Origin of the sequence: Luteibacter sp. UNC138MFCol5.1 (genome assembly GCF_900110505.1) — a bacterium.
Taxonomy (GTDB): domain Bacteria; phylum Pseudomonadota; class Gammaproteobacteria; order Xanthomonadales; family Rhodanobacteraceae; genus Luteibacter.
The window spans coordinates 476,629-496,053 of the sequence record NZ_FODZ01000003.1 but is presented as its reverse complement, the minus strand read 5'-3'; the positions used below and the strand labels follow the sequence as shown (position 1 = coordinate 496,053).

General features: G+C 67.1%; 14 protein-coding genes. 8 read left to right on the top strand and 6 right to left on the bottom strand.

What is annotated here, in order from left to right:
* Window positions 1–174 precede the first annotated feature (174 nt).
* Window positions 175–1,116 (top strand): LysR family transcriptional regulator, encoded by a 942-nt coding sequence (locus tag BMY69_RS10755; protein ID WP_090177875.1) that lies wholly within the window; start codon window positions 175–177, stop codon window positions 1,114–1,116.
* Window positions 1,117–1,196: 80 nt separating this feature from the next.
* Here the strand turns inward: BMY69_RS10755 and hflD are convergent, their stop codons facing one another.
* Genes hflD through BMY69_RS10740 form a run of 3 tightly spaced genes read right to left on the bottom strand, consistent with a single transcriptional unit; the run spans window position 1,197 to window position 3,439 of the window.
* Entirely contained in the window at window positions 1,197–1,823 is a 627-nt protein-coding gene (gene hflD, locus BMY69_RS10750; protein ID WP_090054480.1) for a high frequency lysogenization protein HflD, read from the bottom strand.
* Window positions 1,824–1,856: 33 nt separating this feature from the next.
* Window positions 1,857–2,954, bottom strand: coding sequence for a tRNA 2-thiouridine(34) synthase MnmA (gene mnmA, locus BMY69_RS10745; RefSeq protein ID WP_090177872.1), 1,098 nt, complete (start codon window positions 2,952–2,954; stop codon window positions 1,857–1,859).
* Window positions 2,951–3,439, bottom strand: a complete 489-nt coding sequence (locus BMY69_RS10740; protein WP_090177870.1) for an NUDIX hydrolase — start codon at window positions 3,437–3,439, stop codon at window positions 2,951–2,953. Before BMY69_RS10740 ends, mnmA begins: the two co-directional genes overlap by 4 nt.
* Before the next feature lie 122 nt (window positions 3,440–3,561).
* On the opposite strand from BMY69_RS10740, the gene clpS reads away from it, so the two are divergent.
* Entirely contained in the window at window positions 3,562–3,894 is a 333-nt protein-coding gene (clpS, locus tag BMY69_RS10735) for an ATP-dependent Clp protease adapter ClpS (protein WP_090054475.1), read from the top strand.
* A 78-nt stretch (window positions 3,895–3,972) separates the two neighbouring features.
* Window positions 3,973–6,240 (top strand): ATP-dependent Clp protease ATP-binding subunit ClpA, encoded by a 2,268-nt coding sequence (gene clpA / locus BMY69_RS10730; protein WP_090054473.1) that lies wholly within the window; start codon window positions 3,973–3,975, stop codon window positions 6,238–6,240.
* A gap of 180 nt (window positions 6,241–6,420) precedes the next feature.
* Here clpA and infA read toward each other — a convergent pair whose 3' ends face one another.
* Together infA and BMY69_RS10720 are read right to left on the bottom strand one after the other, a co-directional pair.
* Window positions 6,421–6,639, bottom strand: a complete 219-nt coding sequence (gene infA / locus BMY69_RS10725; RefSeq protein ID WP_019466733.1) for a translation initiation factor IF-1 — start codon at window positions 6,637–6,639, stop codon at window positions 6,421–6,423.
* Window positions 6,640–6,741: 102 nt separating this feature from the next.
* A complete protein-coding gene (locus BMY69_RS10720; protein WP_090177867.1) occupies window positions 6,742–7,017 on the bottom strand; it encodes a polyhydroxyalkanoic acid system family protein in 276 nt (91 codons plus the stop codon).
* Between the two features lie 127 nt (window positions 7,018–7,144).
* Between BMY69_RS10720 and BMY69_RS10715 the strand changes: the two genes are divergently transcribed.
* Window positions 7,145–7,915, top strand: coding sequence for an FHA domain-containing protein (locus BMY69_RS10715; protein WP_090177865.1), 771 nt, complete (start codon window positions 7,145–7,147; stop codon window positions 7,913–7,915).
* A gap of 4 nt (window positions 7,916–7,919) precedes the next feature.
* Here the strand turns inward: BMY69_RS10715 and BMY69_RS10710 are convergent, their stop codons facing one another.
* Complete coding sequence (locus tag BMY69_RS10710) at window positions 7,920–14,639, bottom strand: Tc toxin subunit A-related protein (RefSeq protein ID WP_143070455.1); 6,720 nt, start codon at window positions 14,637–14,639, stop codon at window positions 7,920–7,922.
* A gap of 39 nt (window positions 14,640–14,678) precedes the next feature.
* On the opposite strand from BMY69_RS10710, the gene serC reads away from it, so the two are divergent.
* The 4 genes from serC (at window position 14,679) to aroA (ending at window position 19,362) form a co-directional block, all read left to right on the top strand.
* Window positions 14,679–15,764 (top strand): 3-phosphoserine/phosphohydroxythreonine transaminase, encoded by a 1,086-nt coding sequence (gene serC, locus BMY69_RS10705; protein ID WP_090178446.1) that lies wholly within the window; start codon window positions 14,679–14,681, stop codon window positions 15,762–15,764.
* An 81-nt stretch (window positions 15,765–15,845) separates the two neighbouring features.
* Window positions 15,846–16,946, top strand: a complete 1,101-nt coding sequence (gene pheA, locus BMY69_RS10700) for a prephenate dehydratase (RefSeq protein ID WP_090054463.1) — start codon at window positions 15,846–15,848, stop codon at window positions 16,944–16,946.
* The gene (hisC, locus tag BMY69_RS10695; RefSeq protein ID WP_090177859.1) at window positions 16,943–18,055 is read left to right on the top strand and encodes a histidinol-phosphate transaminase; all 1,113 of its coding nucleotides are present in this window, start codon (window positions 16,943–16,945) and stop codon (window positions 18,053–18,055) included. The genes pheA and hisC overlap by 4 nt, the downstream gene beginning before the upstream one ends.
* Complete coding sequence (aroA, locus tag BMY69_RS10690) at window positions 18,052–19,362, top strand: 3-phosphoshikimate 1-carboxyvinyltransferase (protein WP_090177856.1); 1,311 nt, start codon at window positions 18,052–18,054, stop codon at window positions 19,360–19,362. The genes hisC and aroA overlap by 4 nt, the downstream gene beginning before the upstream one ends.
* Window positions 19,363–19,425: the final 63 nt, after the last annotated feature.

Sequence of the window (19,425 nt, the reverse complement as noted above, 5' to 3'; positions counted from 1 at the left end):
CGGACCGGAGGCGGGCCGTCCAAAGGCGTCGATTATCGCGCAGTCCGGCGCCGCCGTGCGACCGTCGTGAGACGGGTCCCGGCTAGAATGCCGGTTCGACGGGCTGGCCGCGCTGGAATCGGGGCGGCAAAAGGATGAGGGCGGCGGTCCATGGGCGCAAACGTATTTGATGGCATGCAGCGTTCGATGATTTCGATGGCCCTGTCGTCGGTCTCGCTGCGCGACCTGGCGCTGGTGCAGGCGGTGGCGCGTGAAGGCAGCTTCAACAGCGCCGCGCGCGCCATGTACATCAGTCCCTCGGGGCTGTCCCACCAGGTGCAGAAGGTGGAGCAGGCCCTTGGAGTGCCCCTGTTCGAGCGCGGCGGCCGCCGCGTGGTGCCGACCGCCAGCGGGCAGCGCCTGCTTGGCTATATAGAAGAGGTGCTGGCCTCGGCCGAGCACCTCGAGCACGCCGCCCGCGCGGGCGATGTCGCCTTCGGCGGCGAGCTGCGGCTCGGCGTGCCCTCCACGCTGGGCCCGTACCTCCTGCCGCATTTCATCGAACCGTTCCCGCAGCGGTTTCCCGGGGCGCGGTTGACCATTTCCGAAGGCAAGCCGCGCGGCCTGCTGCGCCGGCTGCAGGAGGGCGAGCTGGACGCGGTGCTGGCGCCGCCCACCGCGTCGGTGACGGGGCTGGACGAGACCGCGCTGTTCTTCGAGCCCTACGAGTTGCTGTTGCACCGGGGGCATCCACTGGCGCACCGGCCGTCGATGGCGCTGGCGGACCTGGACGCCGCCGACGCCACGCTGATGACCGAAAGCCACGGCAACGGCATGTCCGACCTGGGCATGACCGGCTCGGCGCGGCCCGAGCGCATCCAGGACCTGAGCCTGGAGAGCCTGGCCACGCTGGTGGCGCTGCGCGGCGGCTATACCCTCGTGCCTATCCTGGCGCACGACCGCCTCGGTTCCATTCCGAACGTGGTCCTCGCGGCGGTGGAGGGCGCGCGGCCCGGGCGGCACATCGCGCTGTTCTGGCGCAGCGCCACGCCCTGGCGCGAGGACCTCGCGCGGTTCGGCGACCTGCTGCGCGCGCTGGCCGAGGCGATTCCGGGGCTGGACGCCGCCCCCTCGTAGGGGCGTCAGGAGCCAGAGGCCCTGTCGCTCACGGCTCCAACACATGTCGCGCGCAGGGCGCGCTCCTACGGATCGGCTTTTCAGCCGCCGTCGTCGAGGGTCGATCCCGTGAGAAGCCCCCGGGCCAGCATCGCGCACTGCCGGCGCGAGATCAGCAACTGCCATTGACGGCCGCCGATCTGGTGCCAGAGCACCGCGGAGCGCACGGAGGCGAGCAGCGCGGCGCGCACGCGATCGACGTTCGTCTTCTGCTGGAGATGGGCGGGCGTGCCGGTGACCATCACGCGCGGTTTCAGCGTCGAGAGCGTGGACGAATAGAGTTCCGCGAGCCGTGCCGACACGTTGGGGTGGCCAAGGCCGAAATGCTCGACCTGCCGCTGGGTGGCGACGATGCCCTCCCGCAGGCGATCGAGCAGGGCGCGGTTCCGCGAGAGCGAACGCTCCAGCCGCAGCACGGTGATCGCCATGCGCATCACCGCGACGTCGCGGGTCTGGTCCTCGAACTGGTCGACCAGCGTGCGCAGGCCGCGCCGCACGCCCGAGACCCCGCCGTACACCGCGGCGACGGAATCCGCGTCGATCCGGAACACGCTGGCGAGGCTCGCCTCGTACTGCGCTTCGTCGCAGCGGCCCTCGCTGGCCAGCTGCTGCGCCAGCGCGGCGCCCTGGAAGACGCCGGCGAGGGCGAGGACGCGTTCTTCATTCATGCGGAAAGCCTGGGAGGAAGGGGGTGGGGTGGTTCATGCGACGAGCCCGCCATAGGGCGCGTCGGTGGCGGCGATCACCGCGCCGCCGAGGCAGGCCTCGCCGTCGTAGAGCACCACGGACTGGCCAGGCGTGACGGCGCGCTGCGGTTCGTCGAAGACGACGTCCAGCGTGTCGCCGCGAACCTCGACCGTGCATGCCTGGTCGGCCTGGCGGTAGCGCGTCTTCGCCGTGCAGCGGAACGACAGCGCCGGCGGTTCCCCGGCGACCCAGGTGGCGTCGGTGGCGTGCAGGCGCGTCGATTGAAGCCAGCGGTTCTCGCCGCCCTGCGCCACGATCAGCGTGTTGCCGGCGACGTCCTTGCCGACGACGTACCACGGCTCGTTCGGCGCGTCGGCCCGGCCGCCGATGCCCAGCCCGTTGCGCTGGCCCAGCGTGTAATACATCACGCCCTGGTGTTCGCCGATGACGCGGCCATCGGGATCCACCATCGCGCCGGGCTTCGCGGGGAGGTACTGCGACAGGAAGGCGCGGAAATCGCGCTCGCCGATGAAGCAGATGCCCGTCGAATCCTTCTTCGCGTGGGTGGGCAGGGCGGCGTCGCGGGCCATCTCGCGCACGCGCGGCTTTTCGATCTCGCCGACCGGGAACAACGTCGCCGCGAGCTGCTTCTGTCCGAGCGCGTGGAGGAAGTAGCTCTGGTCCTTCGCCGCGTCGACCGCGCGCAGCAGGCGGTAACGACCGTCGCGGAAATCGACGCGCGCGTAGTGACCCGTCGCGATCTTCTCCGCGCCGAGCGCCTGCGCGTGGTCGAGGAACGTCTTGAACTTGATCTCGCGATTGCACAGCACGTCGGGATTCGGCGTGCGGCCTGCGGCGTACTCCGCAAGAAAATACGCGAACACGCCGTCCCAGTATTCCCCGGCGAAGTTCCGCGCATGGAAGGGGATGCCGAGCCGGCCGCAGACGGCGACGGCGTCCTTGCGATCCTCGTCGGCGGTGCAGGGGCCCGAGCGGTCGTCTTCTTCCCAGTTCTGCATGAACATGCCTTCGACCTCGTGTCCCGCCTGCTGGAGCAGGAGGGCCGCGACCGAGGAGTCCACGCCACCGGAAACGCCGAGGATCACCTTCACGCGCCGGCCCCCGGGAGCAGGCTCGACACGACGTCGAGCGGTAGGCGGCGGCCGTCGAGCCAGGCGTCGATGGCCGACAGCACCAGCGGCGTGCGCAGGCGATCGCCCAGCGCCTCGATCTCGTCACGGCGCAGCCACAGGGCACGCTGGATGCCCGTGTCGAGCGGGCGGTCGACATCGTGCGACAGCACGTGGCCCGCGAAGGCGAAGCGCAGCACCTGTTCGCCGTGCTCGGGACTCATCCACTGCCATACCCCGAGAAAGGCGTCGAGCGCGACATGGTGGCCGGTTTCCTCGAGCGTCTCGCGCACGGCGGCGGCCTGCAGCGTTTCGCCCGGATCGAGGTGGCCGGCCGGCTGGTTGTACGCGATGCGCCCGCCGATGTCCTCCTCCACGATGAGGAAGCGATCGCCGCGTGCGATGACGCAGGCGACGGTGGCCCGGGGGCACCACACGGATTCGTTGGCGGAGGCAGGCTGGGACATCGGCTTTATGGCGTAGGTGGCTCTGGAAAAAGGCATATTGTGCCATCACCTGTGGAAATCGACCCGGAAGGACGGTCGATTTCCGGTGTATAAACGAATCGCGTACCGAAGGTTCCGAATTAATGTCCCAAGAACACGAACACGATCAGGAAAGCGAGCGCGGACACGGCCTTGCCGTCGAGACGACCCGTCCCGAAACCGCACGGCCCCCGCTGTTCCAGGTCGTCCTGCTGAACGACGACTTCACGCCCATGGATTTCGTGATCGAGGTATTGCGCAGTTTCTTCGGCATGGATCAGGAACGGGCGGTCCAGGTGATGCTCCATGTCCACACCCGTGGCAAGGGCGTCTGCGGCGTATTCACCCGGGAGGTGGCAGAAACGAAGGTGACTCAGGTCAACGAGTACTCCCGGTCTCATCAGCACCCGCTTTTGTGCACTATGGAAAAGATGTAGCCGATACCCCATCTGGAGTTCATGCGGCATCGACAGGGGCTGGTCCCCGCCGCCCACAGCTATCGGAGACGGTCCGTTATGTTCAGCAAGGATCTCGAAGTCACCATTGGACACTGCTACAAGCAGGCCCGCGAGCAGCGCCACGAATTCATGACCGTGGAGCATCTGCTGCTCGCCCTCACGGAGAACACCTCCGCCCTGTCCGCCCTGCGGGCATGCGGCGTCGATCTGCCGCGCCTCGCGGCCGATCTGCAGCGGATCATCGCCGAAACCGTGCCGGTGCTGCCGGCCGGTGACGAGCGCGACACGCAGCCCACGCTGGGCTTCCAGCGCGTGCTCCAGCGCGCCGTGTACCACGTCCAGTCCTCGGGCCGTAAGGAAGTCACGGGCGCCAACGTCCTCGTGGCGATCTTCGGCGAGAAGGATTCCCACGCCGTGTATTTCCTGCACCAGCAGGAGATCACGCGCCTCGACGTCGTCAACTACATCTCGCATGGCATCGCCAAGATCGGCGACGAATCGGCGGCCGCGGCCCCGAATGCCGAGCGTGACGGCGAGGAAGGTGGCGAGGGCAAGGGCAACCCCCTGAGCGAATACGCCTCGAACCTGAACGAGCTCGCCATCCAGGGCAAGATCGATCCCCTCATCGGCCGCCAGGACGAAGTGGAGCGCACCATCCAGGTGCTCTGCCGCCGCCGCAAGAACAACCCGCTCTACGTGGGCGAGGCCGGCGTGGGCAAGACCGCCCTGGCCGAGGGCCTGGCCAAGCGCATCGTGGAAGGGCAGGTGCCGGAAGTGCTGGAAGACTGCACGATCTGGTCGCTCGATCTCGGCGCGCTGGTCGCCGGCACGAAGTATCGCGGCGACTTCGAGAAGCGTCTGAAGGCGGTCATCGGCCAGCTGAAGAAGCAGCCGAACGCCATCCTGTTCATCGACGAGATCCACACCATCATCGGTGCGGGTTCGGCGTCGGGCGGCACGATGGATGCCTCGAACCTGATCAAGCCCATGCTGGCCTCGGGCGAGCTGCGCTGCATCGGCTCGACGACGTTCCAGGAGTTCCGCGGCGTCTTCGAGAAGGACCGCGCCCTGGCCCGTCGCTTCCAGAAGATCGACGTGGTCGAGCCCACCGTGGCCGATTCGATCGAGATCCTGAAGGGTCTGAAGACGCGTTTCGAAGAGCATCACTCCGTGGAATACACGGGTGAGGCCCTGCGTGCCGCGGTCGACCTGTCGGTCAAGCACATCCCCGACCGCCTGCTCCCGGACAAGGCCATCGACGTGATCGACGAGGCCGGTGCCCGCCAGCGCCTGCTGCCGGAAGACGAGCGTACCGGCAAGGTCGACGTGCCCGAGATCGAGTACATCGTCGCCAAGATGGCGCGCATTCCGGCCAAGCAGGTTTCGGCCTCGGATCGCGACGTCCTGCGCAACCTCGAGCGCAACCTCAAGATGGTCGTGTTCGGCCAGGACGGTGCGATCGAAGCGCTCGCGTCGTCGATCAAGATGGCCCGCTCGGGTCTCGGCGATCCGTCGAAGCCGATCGGCAGCTTCCTGCTCGCCGGCCCCACGGGCGTCGGCAAGACGGAGGTCACCCGTCAGCTCGCGATGCAGCTGGGCATCGAGATGGTCCGCTTCGACATGTCCGAGTACATGGAGGCGCATTCGGTGTCGCGCCTGGTCGGCGCCCCTCCGGGGTACGTCGGTTTCGACCAGGGTGGCCTGCTGACCGAGCAGATCACCAAGCATCCGCACTGCGTGCTGCTGCTCGACGAGATCGAGAAGGCCCATCCGGACGTCTACAACATCCTGCTCCAGGTCATGGATCGGGGCGTGCTGACGGACACGAACGGCCGTGAGGCGAACTTCAAGAACGTGATCATCGTGATGACCACGAACGCGGGTGCGCAGCTGGCGTCGCGTCGCGGCATCGGCTTCGTCAAGCAGAACCACACGCTGGACGCGATGGAGACGATCCGCCGCCTGTTCACACCGGAGTTCCGCAACCGTCTGGACGCCATCGTGCAGTTCAACGCTCTGGACTTCGACCACATCCTGCGCGTGGTCGACAAGTTCCTGATCGAGCTGGAAGCCCAGCTGGCCGAGAAGAAGGTGGCGGTGGATGTCACGCCGGAGGCCCGCCGCTGGCTGGCCGAGCACGGCTTCGACCCGCAGATGGGTGCCCGCCCGATGGCTCGCGTGATCCAGGACAAGGTGAAGCGCGCGCTGGCCGACGAGCTGCTTTTCGGCAAGCTGGCCGAAGGCGGCAAGGTGACCCTGTCGGTCGATGGCGACGAGCTGCACGTCGAGACGGAGTCGGCGGAGCCGGCGACGGCGGAGGCGTAAGGTTGTAGGAGCGGACCTGGCCGCGACAGCTTCTCGCGGAGCCCCGGAGCTGGCGCGCCAGATTCCGGACTGGCGCGAAAAGCGGTCGCGGCCAGGTCCGCTCCTGCAACTGCAACGAAAAAAGCCGCGGCAATGCCGCGGCTTTTTTCGTGTTCCGGCGAAGCCGGCGCGAAACGCGCCTTACTTCATGCGATAGGTGATGCGCCCCTTCGTGAGGTCGTAAGGGGTCATTTCGACCTTCACCTTGTCGCCCGTGAGGATGCGGATGTAATGCTTGCGCATGCGACCGGAGATATGGGCGGTGATGACGTGCCCGTTCTCGAGCTGCACGCGGAACATGGTGTTGGGCAGGGTCTCCTGGACCGTGCCTTCCATTTCGATGACGTCGTCTTTTGCCATGTGTTCCGGGTCGGATGAACGGCCGGAGTGGCCGCATAAGTCCCCTATTATGGCACAGGGGCTGGGATCAGGCCACCCGGCGAGGCCGGGCGGGGCGGTGGCTCAGGCGAACTTCTCGTCGAGCTTCTGGCGGATCTCGTTCTCGATCATGCCCTTCATCGGCGTCAGCAGCATGCCCAGCTCGGCGGTGACGTGGACGTCGGCCGCCGAGACGGCGATCGCGCCCTTCACGCCCGAACGCGCGAAGAGGTAGGTGTCGCCCTGCCAGCCGCCTTCGGTACCGAGCTTCTCGTTCATGCGGCTCGCCACGGCGTCGACGACGGCACGGGCCTCGGCGACCGTCTTGCCATGCGGGCGGCGGATATCGATCTTCGCCATCGTGGACTCCTCGCGGCTGGAAAAGGCGGGAGTCTAGCAGCGGCGGACGTGCATGATGCGTACACCTTTGCGTTCAAACAGATACCGCACTCTGCTAAAGTCGTGTCGTCAACGTCCCGGTTCCTCCATGCGCATCGAATTCGTCAGCTCGGCTCGCGGTGATTTCCACTGGTCACGACCCGTGCTCACGATCGGCCGCGGGGACGACAACGACCTCGTGGTGTCCGAGCCCCAGGTCGCCGCGCGCCACGTCACCATCCAGCGGGACCGTCGCGGCCTCGTGCTTTCCGTGTCGCCGGATGCCGGCCGCGTGTACGTCAATGCGCGCCCCGTGCGCGAGCGCGCGCTGCTCCGGCCGGGCGACAGCCTCTCGCTCGGCGACTGCCGCATGCTTCTGCGCGACGATGCCGACCTCGACGCACGCGAAACGCTCGCGCCCACCGAGTCGCGCTGCACGGTGGCGTTGCGCCCCGTCGCGGGTCCGCTCTCGGGCCGCGTGGTCGCGGTGGGCGACCGCCTCGAACTGGGCTCGACGCACGGCGCGCTGCCGCTCGAACTGCCGGGCAACGATCCCGCGCTGCTCACCCTGTCCTGGGACGGCGACGAACTCGTGCTCGACGCGTCGCGCGTTCCGGCCCGCCATGCCGTGCGCGTCAACGGCGTCAAGGTCGTGCGCACGTCCGTGCAGCCCGGCGACCAGATCGGCATCGCCGCGCACCGGTTCATCGTCGATGGGCCCGGCTGGACGGCGGAACCCGTCCCGGTCGTCGCGGAGCCTGAGGCGGACACGGCGACCGCCCCGGTCGAGCCGTCACGAGGCGGCGAGGTCTGGTGGCTCATTCTCACCGCGGCGCTGCTGGCGCTCGGCATCGCCGCCGTGTTGTTCGTGCACTTCTGAACCATCACGCGCCCGCCCCCTGACGCGCGGTGTAACGGATGTGCAGGATGATGTCGGTGATGCTGTCGAGCAGCGTTGTCTGCGGCCGCTGTGCCGTGTCCGGAAAGCTCAGCGCGAATGTCCCTTTACCGTTGACAGGGATGCCTTCGAACGGCAGGTAGCGTCCGTCGTTGAAGTCGAGGACGAATTGCCCGCTGTCGGCCAGGCCGCGCGACACGGCCACCGCGGAACAGCCTGCCGGCAGCGTCGACGCATATTCTCCGGTGTAGCTCAATACCGCGCGCACGTCCTCGTACGGCCCCAGCAGGGCCGGCAGCGTCACCGCGATCGATTTGATGCGTCGTTCGCTACCGACGCCCATGTTGTCCGGGTAGTCGTCGACCAGCTTCATGCCAGGCAGGGGCGCCTTGATGCGGAGTATCTCGTCTTCGTAGGAGAGCTCGAGGTTCTCTCCGCCCGACGAGCCGTTCATTTTCGCGAGGGCAATCAGTTCGGAAAGCCGTGCATCGGGCGCAAGCGCCTGCAACGACACGGTGCGTTCGATTTCCATGCACCTCGCGTCGTGTTCCAGCCACGCCTGTTCCAGCCGTTGCAGGCTGAGCCAGAGGTGCTCGCCGGCAAGCAGTCCCTGGTAGCGGTCGTCCCATGCGCCGGGCTTGATGATGATGTCCTTGTCGCCCGTTTCGAAGGCGTAGGCCTGCTGCGCCTGCGCGCAGAGGCCGAGGCAGGCGTCGTAGAGCTGGTAGTACAGCGTGCTCAGACGGCTCGCCTGCCAGTCGTAGAGCGCGCGAGCGCTGAAACGACTCCCGAGGAGATCCAGCACGGCCTGCGCATGGCCTTGCTCCTTGTCCATCAACGACAGCTGCGCCCGCGCGGCGGCCAGACTGGCGCGTTGGGCGAGCTCCTGCTTCTCGAGCGAGGCATGCGATGCTTCCGCTTCCGCGACCTCGCGTTGCCAGTCGATGGCGCGTCGCCGGTACGTCGCCGCCATCTCCATGTTCGTCGCCGAACTCTCGAGCGCCTGTCCGGCCATGGCCAGTGCGTTGGCGACGCCCATCGCAATGCCCGACCAGCGCGAGCCGCCCACGCCGAACGCCATGCCCGCTATGTACGTGTTAGGGACCGCGTCGAGCGCGCCGGCCACTACCATGCCCGCACCCGACGCGACGGCGGCGACACCGCCGGCCGTTCGCAGCGCCATGCCCGTGATCTCTTCCGGAAGCATATAGGTGGCGATCTGGCGAGTGAAATGGGCGGCGCGCTCCTTTGATGCGCGCTTGCTGACGGTCAGTGCCTCCAGCGAGCGCTCGATCGACTCGATGTTGCGCTCGTGGATCGTCCGGGTGAGCTCGAAGAGGGATGTGTGATGGGTCTGTTGCAACACGGTGAGCGCGTCGCCGTCGCGACGTTCCAGCGCGCCCTGCAATCCGCTGCCGAATGGCATGAGGTTCTGCACGGCGGCCCGTGCGCGATCGAGAAGGACCGGAAAGCGATGCGACGGTGTCGTCTGCGTGCCGGCACCCGGGAGCGGACTACCACTGTCGGCGGCGACGCGCCGCATCTGCAGTTCGCGTGGGTCGACAGGCGTTTCGTAAAGCGGCAACAGCATCGGCAGGCCGTCGATGGAAAGCCCGTGCCGCAGGTTGTAGAGCCGCTGCTCGACGACGTCCCACCAATGCAGCGTGGCGCTATCCATGGGCGCGAGGAACAGGCCGTCGGCGAGCCGGACATGGTCCATCCGGGGCGCATCGTCGCGCGCCACCGGATCCGGCAGGAGGCGGTCCAGGTCGTCAAGCGACGTGTTGATGGCCTTCTCGGCCACGGCGACGGTGGGATCGGGCCACCGGTTGGCGGGGAGGGTATGTGTAAGGGGCCGCGGCCCGAGCATCTGCGCGGCCTGCACGTACCACCGCCGGGCTTCGACGAGACTGTCGCGCGTCTGCTCGCGGAAGGCCACGTCGCCGCGTTCGACCAGCAGGCGGATCCAGCGGAGGAAAATTGCAAGCTTGTAATTCACTGGTTCGGCGCGGGCGGCGACATCGGGGTCGTCGGTGTCGGGGGGAGCCGTGTCCCATCCGGTATCGTGCTGCAGCGGGCGGTAGCCCCAGTACAGTGGAGTGCCGGCGGGGTTTTTTCGCAGATGGCCGGCGCTGTCGTGAAAGCCGTCGGGCCGGAAGAGGTAGCGCAGCCAGACTTCGGCCTCGTCGAAACGCCGCTCGTCGAGGAAGCGCGATGCGATGAGAAACGGCGCATGCAGGAAGATCTCCGAGAGGTAGAGCCCGACGGCTCCGACCAGCCTCATCTTGGTGCCGTGCTCCACGGGCTCGTAATCGATCGTCTGCGTTTCGTAGTCCAGGAGTCGGCTCACGTCGTCGTTGAGGCGGCTCAATAGCCGGGATGTCGCGAAGGTGGCGAGGGCACTGGAATCCAGATAGGTCGTCTTGAGGTGGGCCCATTCACCTGCGAGCGCGCCCATGAGGACGTCCTTGCCGAATGCCGTAAGTGATGTCACCACCGGGCCGGATAAGTAGGCCGTTTCATCGATTTCGAAGGCGCGCCACCAGGTCGGCCTGGTACGTGTCTCCTTGGTGTAAGTAAAGCCCGACTTCAGGTTGCGGAACACCAGTTCGGTGCCATCGCCGTCGTACAACCGCAGGGCATAGAGATCCTTATTAGCGGTTACATAGACGCTGTAGATGTTTCCGGTATCGGCTTCTATTCGGATACTCGCGCTGGTGCTCGCCCCCTTTCCATGCAAACTTGCCGAACACGGCCGTCGGAGCGTCCGAGCGGAGTAGCCGGGCGCCGATTCGGCATTGAAGATGACCTCGTCCGCGATCGCCACGAGTCGCTCATTGATTTGGAAGTCGCGAAGCGTAAAGTCGTCATAGTCATAGTCAGAGACTTTTACGAAGAGATACTCCTCGTCGTGAAATTTGTAGGTGGTGACCCAGAAATGCTCGAGCGTCCGCACGTTAAGCAGGCGCGCCTTCTCCAGCGGAGAGTCTTCTAGCGGGTAGGCGTTGATGGCCCATGTGTCGTCGTCATTGCGGGACGCAAGCATGAAATAGGCCGCCTGAGCCGTTTCACCTTTCTCCTCAGCGGCGTGCGGACTACTGGAGGAGTGCGGGGGCGGCGGTACGTGCGCTTCGGCCTGGGTGGGGCCGGAGGTGCTCGCGGATGTCCAGATCGCGCCCTCGAGGACGGCGTGCAGCCGCGTTTCCTTCCATTCGATCCATGCGACGCGCAGTTTCCCCGCGAAGTAAACGATCGAAGGCCGTCTCATCATGGGTCTGATGGGTGCGTCGATCGGCGTCCATCCCGACCAGTGGCTCTGCTCTTCGGTGACGGGCGAAGCCTGTCGCCAGTAGTAGCGAGGCGTCGCGCCGTTGTCCCGGGCCAGAAACCATGCCTGCCTGCCGAAGTTGTCGATCTGATACCCGTCCAGCCAGGTCAGGTCGAGCATGCGGCATGTGTCGGCCACGAAGGCCCGGAATGCGGCGTCTGCCGTCGCGCCGGTCAGGCGCCCTTGGGATAGCGCCTCTTCGAAGGCCTCGAATTGCGCCGTCTTCTGGTAACGCAACGACGGCTCGATATAGCTGGCCGGATAACGTATGAGGCGCTGCAGGCCCGCCCACGTCGCATAGCGTCGATGGTAGGCATCCCAGCGAGCGAAGAAGCCATCGGCCTTCGCATGGTTCGCCAACGCGGTGGCGTCGACGCCGGGTTCCAGACCGTCGCGACAACGGTGGATGTACAGCTGCACGCTGGCGATGGCTTCGGCGATACGGGATGTCGTCAGCACCGCGCTGATCTTCGTGTCGACCAGCAGGTATTCGTAGAGGTCGTCGGCGGTGACGATCTTCTTCGCGATATCCGCGGGCAGGCCGCCCTGGTCGCCGAGGTGTTGAATGGTGTAGCCGACGCACGCCGTGCGGAGGGCTTCGGCGATGGCGCCGTCCAGCGCTTCGTTGCGCCCCCCGCGGCCCGTCGTCGCATGCGCGGCCGCGGAGGCGAACGCGGCCGCTCGCGCGCGGCACGCGGTGGTCTCCTGGGCCATCACGTCATCGCTGCGCGACAGGCTGGCCAGGTCGTGCAGGTCCCTAGGCGACAGGCCGCGATCGAGGGCCGTGGTCATCCAGCGCCATAACTGGTGTATGTCGGGGAACGTATGCGGAGGGGGCGTCTCGAGGCCGAGCAGCGCCGCCATCTCGCCCATCGTGGTCTCGTTCCATCCATGGAACGCGGCGAGCCCGCCTTCCCGTAGGTCCGGCTTCATGGCCGCCCGGTGCAGCCAGTCCAGCGCGTCGGGCGTGGAATCGCCGAGCGAGTCGCGCCACGCGGCGTATTCGCCGAGCCAGTAGATGCCATCGAGGTCGAGCACGGGCGGGGCACCGCCGGTGAGCGGTGAAACGTCTCCCTCGGGCGCCACGATCAGCGCGATGTCGCGCTCGGTCAGGCCTGCGAACTGGCAGGCGAGCGAGAACCGCGCGAGGACCTGGCAGTAGGCGATCATCGCAGTCGGGTGGGCGGCGCTCTTGTTTCCGTGGATGTCGTTCCAGAACGTCACCATGGAATAGGTCGTCAGGGGCTCTCCCAGACGGGGCAGGACGCGGTCGATCCAGCGCAGCATGGCAGCCGACACCGTCGCCGTGAGACCGAAAGCGGTACCGACGTGCCGCGACAACTGGCCGCGAATCGCCTCATCCGCCGATACATCGAGGCCGCGCAGGGACGACGGCGCCACGGTACTCTCCTTCACGCTCGCGACGAACGTGTCGATCAGCGGCGTGGTCGTATCCCGGTACGACGTCGACAGCATGGTCATCAGCACCTCGGGGGCGAGTGCGCGTTCCCGCGCCCAGCGCGACAGGGAAATCGTCGCGTCGAGCACGATGGCGGCGGCGAGCGACACGGCGGCGAAGTGGTCGGCATTGACGTCCATCGACAAGATGCCGGGGATGTCATGCTCCGGCGACATGACAGACCACAGCCGGAACAGATCGTCGAGCGTGAACGTCGAGACGCGGGCGATCTCGCAGATGCGGAACGCGGCCGATACAAGGGCATCGCTCGCGGGGACCCTGGTCTTGTCCGTGACACCGTTTTTGGTGCAGTAGACGCTCACGAGGCGCACGAGCATCGAGTCGTCGACGCCCAGCCCGGCGCACAGGCTCGCACGTACGGCGCGCGAGCGCTCGTCGACGTCGCCCAGTGCGCTCGCGAAGTCGATTTCCGACCTTGCCCCCACGTGTGCTGCTACGTTGCGACCGAAGCGCTGCTCGATCTGCGAGGCGTGTCCGCGACGCGCGATGTTGGGGACCGCGCACACAATGCCGGCGTAGGCCCAGGGATCGAGCGCATACTCGTCGCGCAACACCTTCATATGTGCCAGGTGCTTGAGGCCCTGCGCGAGGGTGGGCTCGCCGCGGTCGGCGGTAGCGATGTAGTCGAGGGCCTCGAATGTGCCACCTGTCGCCGCGTGCAGGCGGATCATGCGCTGCATGCGCTCGAACCGCGCGGGAGTGGTGTATGCCAATCCGGCAGCCGTGTCATCCTCGCCGAACTTGATCGCGACCGAAGGCATGTCGTTGGCACCGGCGAAATTGAGGAAGCGTGAGCCGTGGTAACGAGGCCTGGAAGTGACACTCTCGGGCCTCCCGTCAATATGGGTCCAGACATAGAGACCTTCCGTCCCGATGAGGTCGTTCAGTTCCGCCAGCGAGAGGCCGGTGATCTGAAGCAGCTCGGAAAGCGAAAGGGTGGTCGGGTCCTTGCCGGCCCACCAGACCGGACCACCCGGTGCGGTGTCCGGCGTGATCATCCTCGCGTAGGTGACGGGGCACAGGCCGAGGAGCGACCTTGCCAACTCGGCAGGGAACCGCGTGTCGAAGTCTAGTTGTGCAGTCGAATCGGTTTCGAACCTCAGCTTCCAGTCCGCGACCGTCGTCTTCAGGCGCCTCACGAAGTCCCACGACGGTTTCGCCAGCACCGGCATGCTCTTGTCGAGCGTGGCGGCGTCATGGTCATAGGGCAGCGGGAACGGGAAGGGCCCGGTCGCCAGGGAGCTCGTGCCGCCCGTTCTTTCGAGCAGGACCTCGTTGACCAGATCCAGCGTGCGGACCTCGGTGTCGAGATTCTCCTGCGTCAGCGCGAGCTTCGGAATGTCCGGCCGTCGCCTGGCGAGGTTCAGGGCGTGACTCTCGCCATGCAGGAGGTGGGCGACGTGGTAAAGCTCGACGAGATAACTTCCCGGCGAGAACAGGGACGCGATCGATGCGTCGTCGGCATAGACACCGTTGCGCGCGAACCAGTGGTCGTAGTCGGTGCCTTCGCTCAGCCCCAGTGGCGTGATCCTCTCGGGACCGTTGCCGGCGCCGAGCTTCGCGATGCCGCGGACGGCCGGTTCCTCGCGGCGGAGCATGGCGTTGTGCACGCGCGCCACGTAGGCGGCGCGTCGCTCGGCGGCGTCGTAGATCGCGTCCGCCTCGTCGTGCCGCATGATCGCGACGAAGGTCTCCCGCGGTTGCCGCACGATGTCGAAGACGGATGTATACCCCAGGGACTCGACCGCCCGGATCAGATCGGCACGGGCCGCGTAGGGCGACTGGGAAGGTTCGTGACTATTCATGCTGGCCACTCCATGGCTCGGTTGCCAGATGGCACGCGCTCCTTGCGCGCCCCTGGATGGGCCTGTTGTGCACCCTGGCGCGTGCGTGGTCAAGGACGCGCATAATGGGCATCTTTCGGCGTGGAGGCGGGCGTGAACAGAGCGTGGAATTTCAGCGCGGGACCGGCGGCCTTGCCGGAAGCGGTGTTGCTCAGGGCACAGGCCGACCTGCTCGACTGGAACGGGTCGGGCGCCTCGGTGATGGAGCTTTCCCATCGGGGAAAGCGTTTCATGGAACTCGCCGCGGCGACCGAAGAGCGCCTGCGCCGCCTGATGGGCATCCCCGCGAACTATCGCGTGCTGTTCCTGCAGGGTGGCGCGACGCAGCACTTCGCGCAGATCCCGATGAACCTCGCGCCGCGTGACGGCAGCGCCGACTACATCGTCACCGGCGTGTTCAGCCGGAAGGCGGTGAGCGAGGCCGCGTACCACGTGAACGCCAACGTGGCGGCCACCTCGGAGGCCGACGATTTCCGCAGCCTGCCGCCGCGCGACTCGTGGAGACTCGATCCGTCCGCGTCGTACCTGCACTACACGCCCAACGAGACGATCCGCGGCCTCGAATTCCACGACGTTCCCGATGTGGGCGACGTGCCGCTCGTCGCGGACATGTCGTCGAACATCCTCGGCGCGCCGCTGGACGTCTCGCGCTTCGGTCTCATCTACGCCGGCGCGCAGAAGAACATCGGGCCGTCGGGTCTGGTGGTGATGATCGTGCGCGACGACCTCCTCGAGCGCGCGCCGCAGCCGATCGCGAAGATCCTGCGCTACGCGGAGCAGGCGAAGAACGATTCCATGCTCAACACGCCGAACACGTGGGGCTGGTATCTGGCGGGGCTCACGTTCGAATGGATCGAAGGGCAGGGCGGGCTCGCGGTGATGGGCGAACGCAATGCGCGGAAGTCGGCGACGGTGTATGCCGCGATCGACGGCTCGGACGGTTTCTATCGAAACGATGTGCAGCGGAGCGCGCGTTCGCGCATGAACGTCTCGTTCGTGCTGCACGACACGGCGCTCGATGCGGTGTTCCTGCAGGAATCGGAAGCCGCCGGCTTCATCGGTCTGAAGGGCCACAAGGCCATCGGTGGCATGCGCGCGTCGCTCTACAACGCGGTGTCGGAACCCGCCGTGGACGAACTCGTGAAATTCATGCGGGACTTTGCGGCGCGGCACGGTTAAAGTCGGAGGTCGCCGCACCGCAACATGATGGTGGCGGCGGTAACCGTTTCATCTGCAACCACTTTTCAGCCGTTGGAAGCCATGAGCAAGACCCCCGCCGATAAGCAAGCCACGCTGGCCGAGGCGCGCACGCGCATCGACAGCATCGATCAGCAACTGCAATCGCTCATCAGCGAGCGCGCCCGGTGGGCGCAGCAGGTCGGCCGGGCCAAGGGCCCGCTGAAGGCGGCGGTGGAGTATTACCGACCCGAACGGGAAGCCCAGGTGCTTCGCGGCGTCATCGATCGTAACGACGGCCCGCTGCCCGATGGCGAGCTCGTCCGGCTGTTCCGCGAGATCATGTCCTCGTGCCTGTCGCAGCAGCAGCCGCTGAAGATCGGCTTCCTCGGTCCTGAAGGCACCTTCAGCGAGCAGGCCGTGCGCAAGCATTTCGGCCATGCCGCCTACGGCCTGCCCCTGGGAAGCATCGAGGAGGTGTTCCAGGAAGTGGCCGCCGGCAATGCCGATTTCGGCGTGGTGCCCGTGGAGAACTCCGGGCAGGGCATGATCCAGATGACGCTGGACATGTTCCTCGTGTCGAAGGCGACGATCTGCGGCGAAGTCGAGCTGCGCGTGCACCAGAACCTGCTCTCGCTCAGCGGCGAGCTGAAGGACGTCAAGCGGGTGTACTCGCACCCGCAGTCGCTGCAGCAATGCCAGGGCTGGCTGCGCGTCAACCTGCCGCATGCCGAGCGCATCGCGGTGTCGAGCAACGCCGAAGCCGCGCGCACCGCGCGGCTGTCGCCCGAGTCGGCGGCGATCGCCGGCGAGACCGCCGGTCGCGTGTACGGCCTGAAGACCGTCGCCGGTCCGATCGAGGACCGCTCGGACAACACCACGCGCTTCCTCGTCATCGGGCGCTCGATCTTCCCGCCGTCGGGCAACGATCGCACCTCGCTGCTGGTGTCGGTCCGCGACAAGCCCGGCGCGCTGTACGACGTGCTGAGTCCGCTCGCGAAGGAAGGCATCAGCATGAACCGCATCGAATCCCGTCCGGCCCACACGGGCAAGTGGCAGTACGCGTTCTTCATCGACGTGTCGGGCCACGTGGACGATCCCGCCCTGCAGAACGCCCTCGAGGCCATGAAACCCGCCGCCGCCGACGTGCGCGTGCTCGGTTCCTACCCCGTCGCCCTGCCATGACCGCCAGCTTCGACGCGGCCGCGCTCGCCAACCGGGCGACGTCGGCCCTGCGCGCCTACGATCCCGGTCATGATCTTCCCGCCCTGCGCCTGCGCTTCGGCGCGGTGCTTTCCGAACTCGGTTCCAACGAGAATCCGCTCGGCCCCAGCAAACTCGCGATGCGCGCGGCGACGCGCGTGCTCGAGGACATCTGGCGCTACCCCGATCCGCTCGGCGCGTCGCTCAAGGCGAAGCTGTCGTCGGAACTGGGCCTCCCGGTGTCGGGCATCACGCTCGGCAATGGATCGCATGAACTGCTGATGCTGCTGGCGCAGTGTTTCGCCGACGCCGCTCATCCGGTGGTGCACTCGCAGTATGGATTCGCCGTTTTCCCGATCGCCGCGGCGGCCGCCGGCGCGCCAGCGGTCGCGGTGCCCGCCTTGCCCGCGGATCATCCGGAGGCACCGTACGGCCACGACCTCGATGCCATCGCGGCGGCGGTCACGGCCGATACGCGCATCGTCTATCTCGCCAATCCGAACAACCCGACCGGCACCTGGTTCACGGACGCCGCGCTCGAGGCCTTCCTCACGAAAGTGTCCAGCGACACTCTCGTGGTCGTCGACGAGGCGTACCATGAGTACGTGGATGCCGAGGGGCTGAGCACGGGCCTGCACCTGCTCGCGCGCTTCCCTAACCTGATCGTCACGCGCACGTTTTCCAAGGCGTACGCGCTGGCCGGCCTGCGTATCGGATACATGCTCAGCCATCCGTCCGTCGCCGCCGTATGCGAGCGGCTCCGCGAGTCGTTCAACGTCAATGGCGTCGCGCTGGCCGCCGCGGAAGCCGCGCTCTCGGATCACGAACACCGCGCCCGCGTGCGCGAGACGAACCGCCGCGACCGCGACTGGCTCGCCGGTGAACTGACGGCGCGCGGCTTGCGCGTGCTGCCGTCGCAGACCAACTTCCTCCTCGTCGACCTCGGCCGCGATGCCGCGGGCACCGAGGCACACCTGTTCGAACGCGGCGTCATCGTCCGGCCCATGGTCGGATACCGGCTGCCGCATACGGTGCGCGTGAGCGTCGGCAGCCGCGCCGAACTCGAACGCCTGCTGGAGAACCTGCCATGACGCGCCTCGACTGGATCAGCGAACCCACCGGAACCGAGCTGCTGGGGGAGGTCGTCGTGCCGGGTGACAAGTCGGTGTCGCACCGCGCGCTGATGTTCGGCGCGATCGCCGAGGGCGTATCGCATATCCGCGGTTTCCTCGAAGGCGAGGACACACGCGCCACGGCGGCGATTCTCGGCAGGCTCGGGGTGCGTTTCGAAACGCCGGCGCCGGGTGAGCGCATCGTCCATGGCGTGGGCCTGCACGGCCTTCGCGGCACGTCCGAGCCGCTCGACTGCGGCAACGCCGGCACGGGCATGCGTCTGCTCGCGGGCCTGCTCGCGGGACAGGCGTTCGATTCGGTGCTCGTGGGCGACGAGTCGCTTTCGCGCCGGCCGATGCGTCGCGTGACGGATCCGCTGGCGACGATGGGCGCGTCGATCGACACCCACGACGGGCGCCCGCCGCTGCGAATCCACGGTGGTGCGCCGTTGCACGGCGTCACCTATCGGTCGCCCGTGGCCAGCGCGCAGGTGAAGTCGGCCCTCTTGCTTGCCGGCCTCTACGCCGACGGTGCGACGGAGGTGATCGAGCCGCACCCGACGCGCGATTACACCGAGAGCATGCTGAAGGCGTTCGGCTGGCCGATCGACTACGCTCCCGGCCACGCGCGCCTGGAAGGCGGCCACACGCTGCGCGCGGTGGACGTCGAAGTGCCCGCGGACATTTCCTCGGCCGCGTTCTTCATCGTGGCCGCGTGCATCGTGCCGGGCTCGTTGCTGCGCCTGAAGGGCGTGGGACTCAATCCGCGTCGCACCGGTCTCCTGGCGGCGCTCGAACTCATGGGTGCCGACATCGCGGTGGAAAACGAACGCACGAGCGGCGGCGAAACCATCGGCGACCTCGTGGTCCGGCACGCCCGCCTGCGCGGCGTGGCCCTGCCGCTGGACATCGTCCCGGACATGATCGACGAGTTTCCCGCACTGTTCGTCGCGGCGGCCGTCGCGGACGGCATGACCACGATCCGTGGCGCGGCCGAACTCCGCGTGAAGGAGTCCGATCGCATCGCCGCCATGGCCAACGGGCTGAAGGCGTGCGGCGTGCTGATCGACGAGTTGCCGGACGGCGCGATCATCCGCGGCGGCAGGATCGGGGGTGGTTACGTCGACAGCCATGGCGATCACCGCATCGCGATGAGTTTCGCCGTCGCCGGTCTCGTCGCCTCGGCACCGATCACGATCGGCGATTGCGCCAACGTCGCCACGTCGTTCCCCGGCTTCATGGAACTGGCCAACCTGACGGGCTTCGATCTGCATCCGGCGCCGTGACGGCTCCTCCGCGCCGGACGTTCCACGCCGCGCGCGGAGGCGTTACGCTTTCCATTTCCCGCA

What these genes read in the sequence shown, in the direction of transcription:
- BMY69_RS10755 (WP_090177875.1), top strand. Translation starts at nt 175, where the DNA reads ATGCAGCGTTCGATGATTTCGATGGCCCTGTCGTCGGTCTCGCTGCGC.
- hflD (WP_090054480.1), bottom strand. Translation starts at nt 1,823, where the DNA reads ATGAATGAAGAACGCGTCCTCGCCCTCGCCGGCGTCTTCCAGGGCGCC.
- BMY69_RS10740 (WP_090177870.1), bottom strand. Translation starts at nt 3,439, where the DNA reads ATGTCCCAGCCTGCCTCCGCCAACGAATCCGTGTGGTGCCCCCGGGCC.
- clpS (WP_090054475.1), top strand. Translation starts at nt 3,562, where the DNA reads ATGTCCCAAGAACACGAACACGATCAGGAAAGCGAGCGCGGACACGGC.
- clpA (WP_090054473.1), top strand. Translation starts at nt 3,973, where the DNA reads ATGTTCAGCAAGGATCTCGAAGTCACCATTGGACACTGCTACAAGCAG.
- infA (WP_019466733.1), bottom strand. Translation starts at nt 6,639, where the DNA reads ATGGCAAAAGACGACGTCATCGAAATGGAAGGCACGGTCCAGGAGACC.
- BMY69_RS10720 (WP_090177867.1), bottom strand. Translation starts at nt 7,017, where the DNA reads ATGGCGAAGATCGATATCCGCCGCCCGCATGGCAAGACGGTCGCCGAG.
- BMY69_RS10715 (WP_090177865.1), top strand. Translation starts at nt 7,145, where the DNA reads ATGCGCATCGAATTCGTCAGCTCGGCTCGCGGTGATTTCCACTGGTCA.
- pheA (WP_090054463.1), top strand. Translation starts at nt 15,846, where the DNA reads ATGAGCAAGACCCCCGCCGATAAGCAAGCCACGCTGGCCGAGGCGCGC.
- hisC (WP_090177859.1), top strand. Translation starts at nt 16,943, where the DNA reads ATGACCGCCAGCTTCGACGCGGCCGCGCTCGCCAACCGGGCGACGTCG.
- aroA (WP_090177856.1), top strand. Translation starts at nt 18,052, where the DNA reads ATGACGCGCCTCGACTGGATCAGCGAACCCACCGGAACCGAGCTGCTG.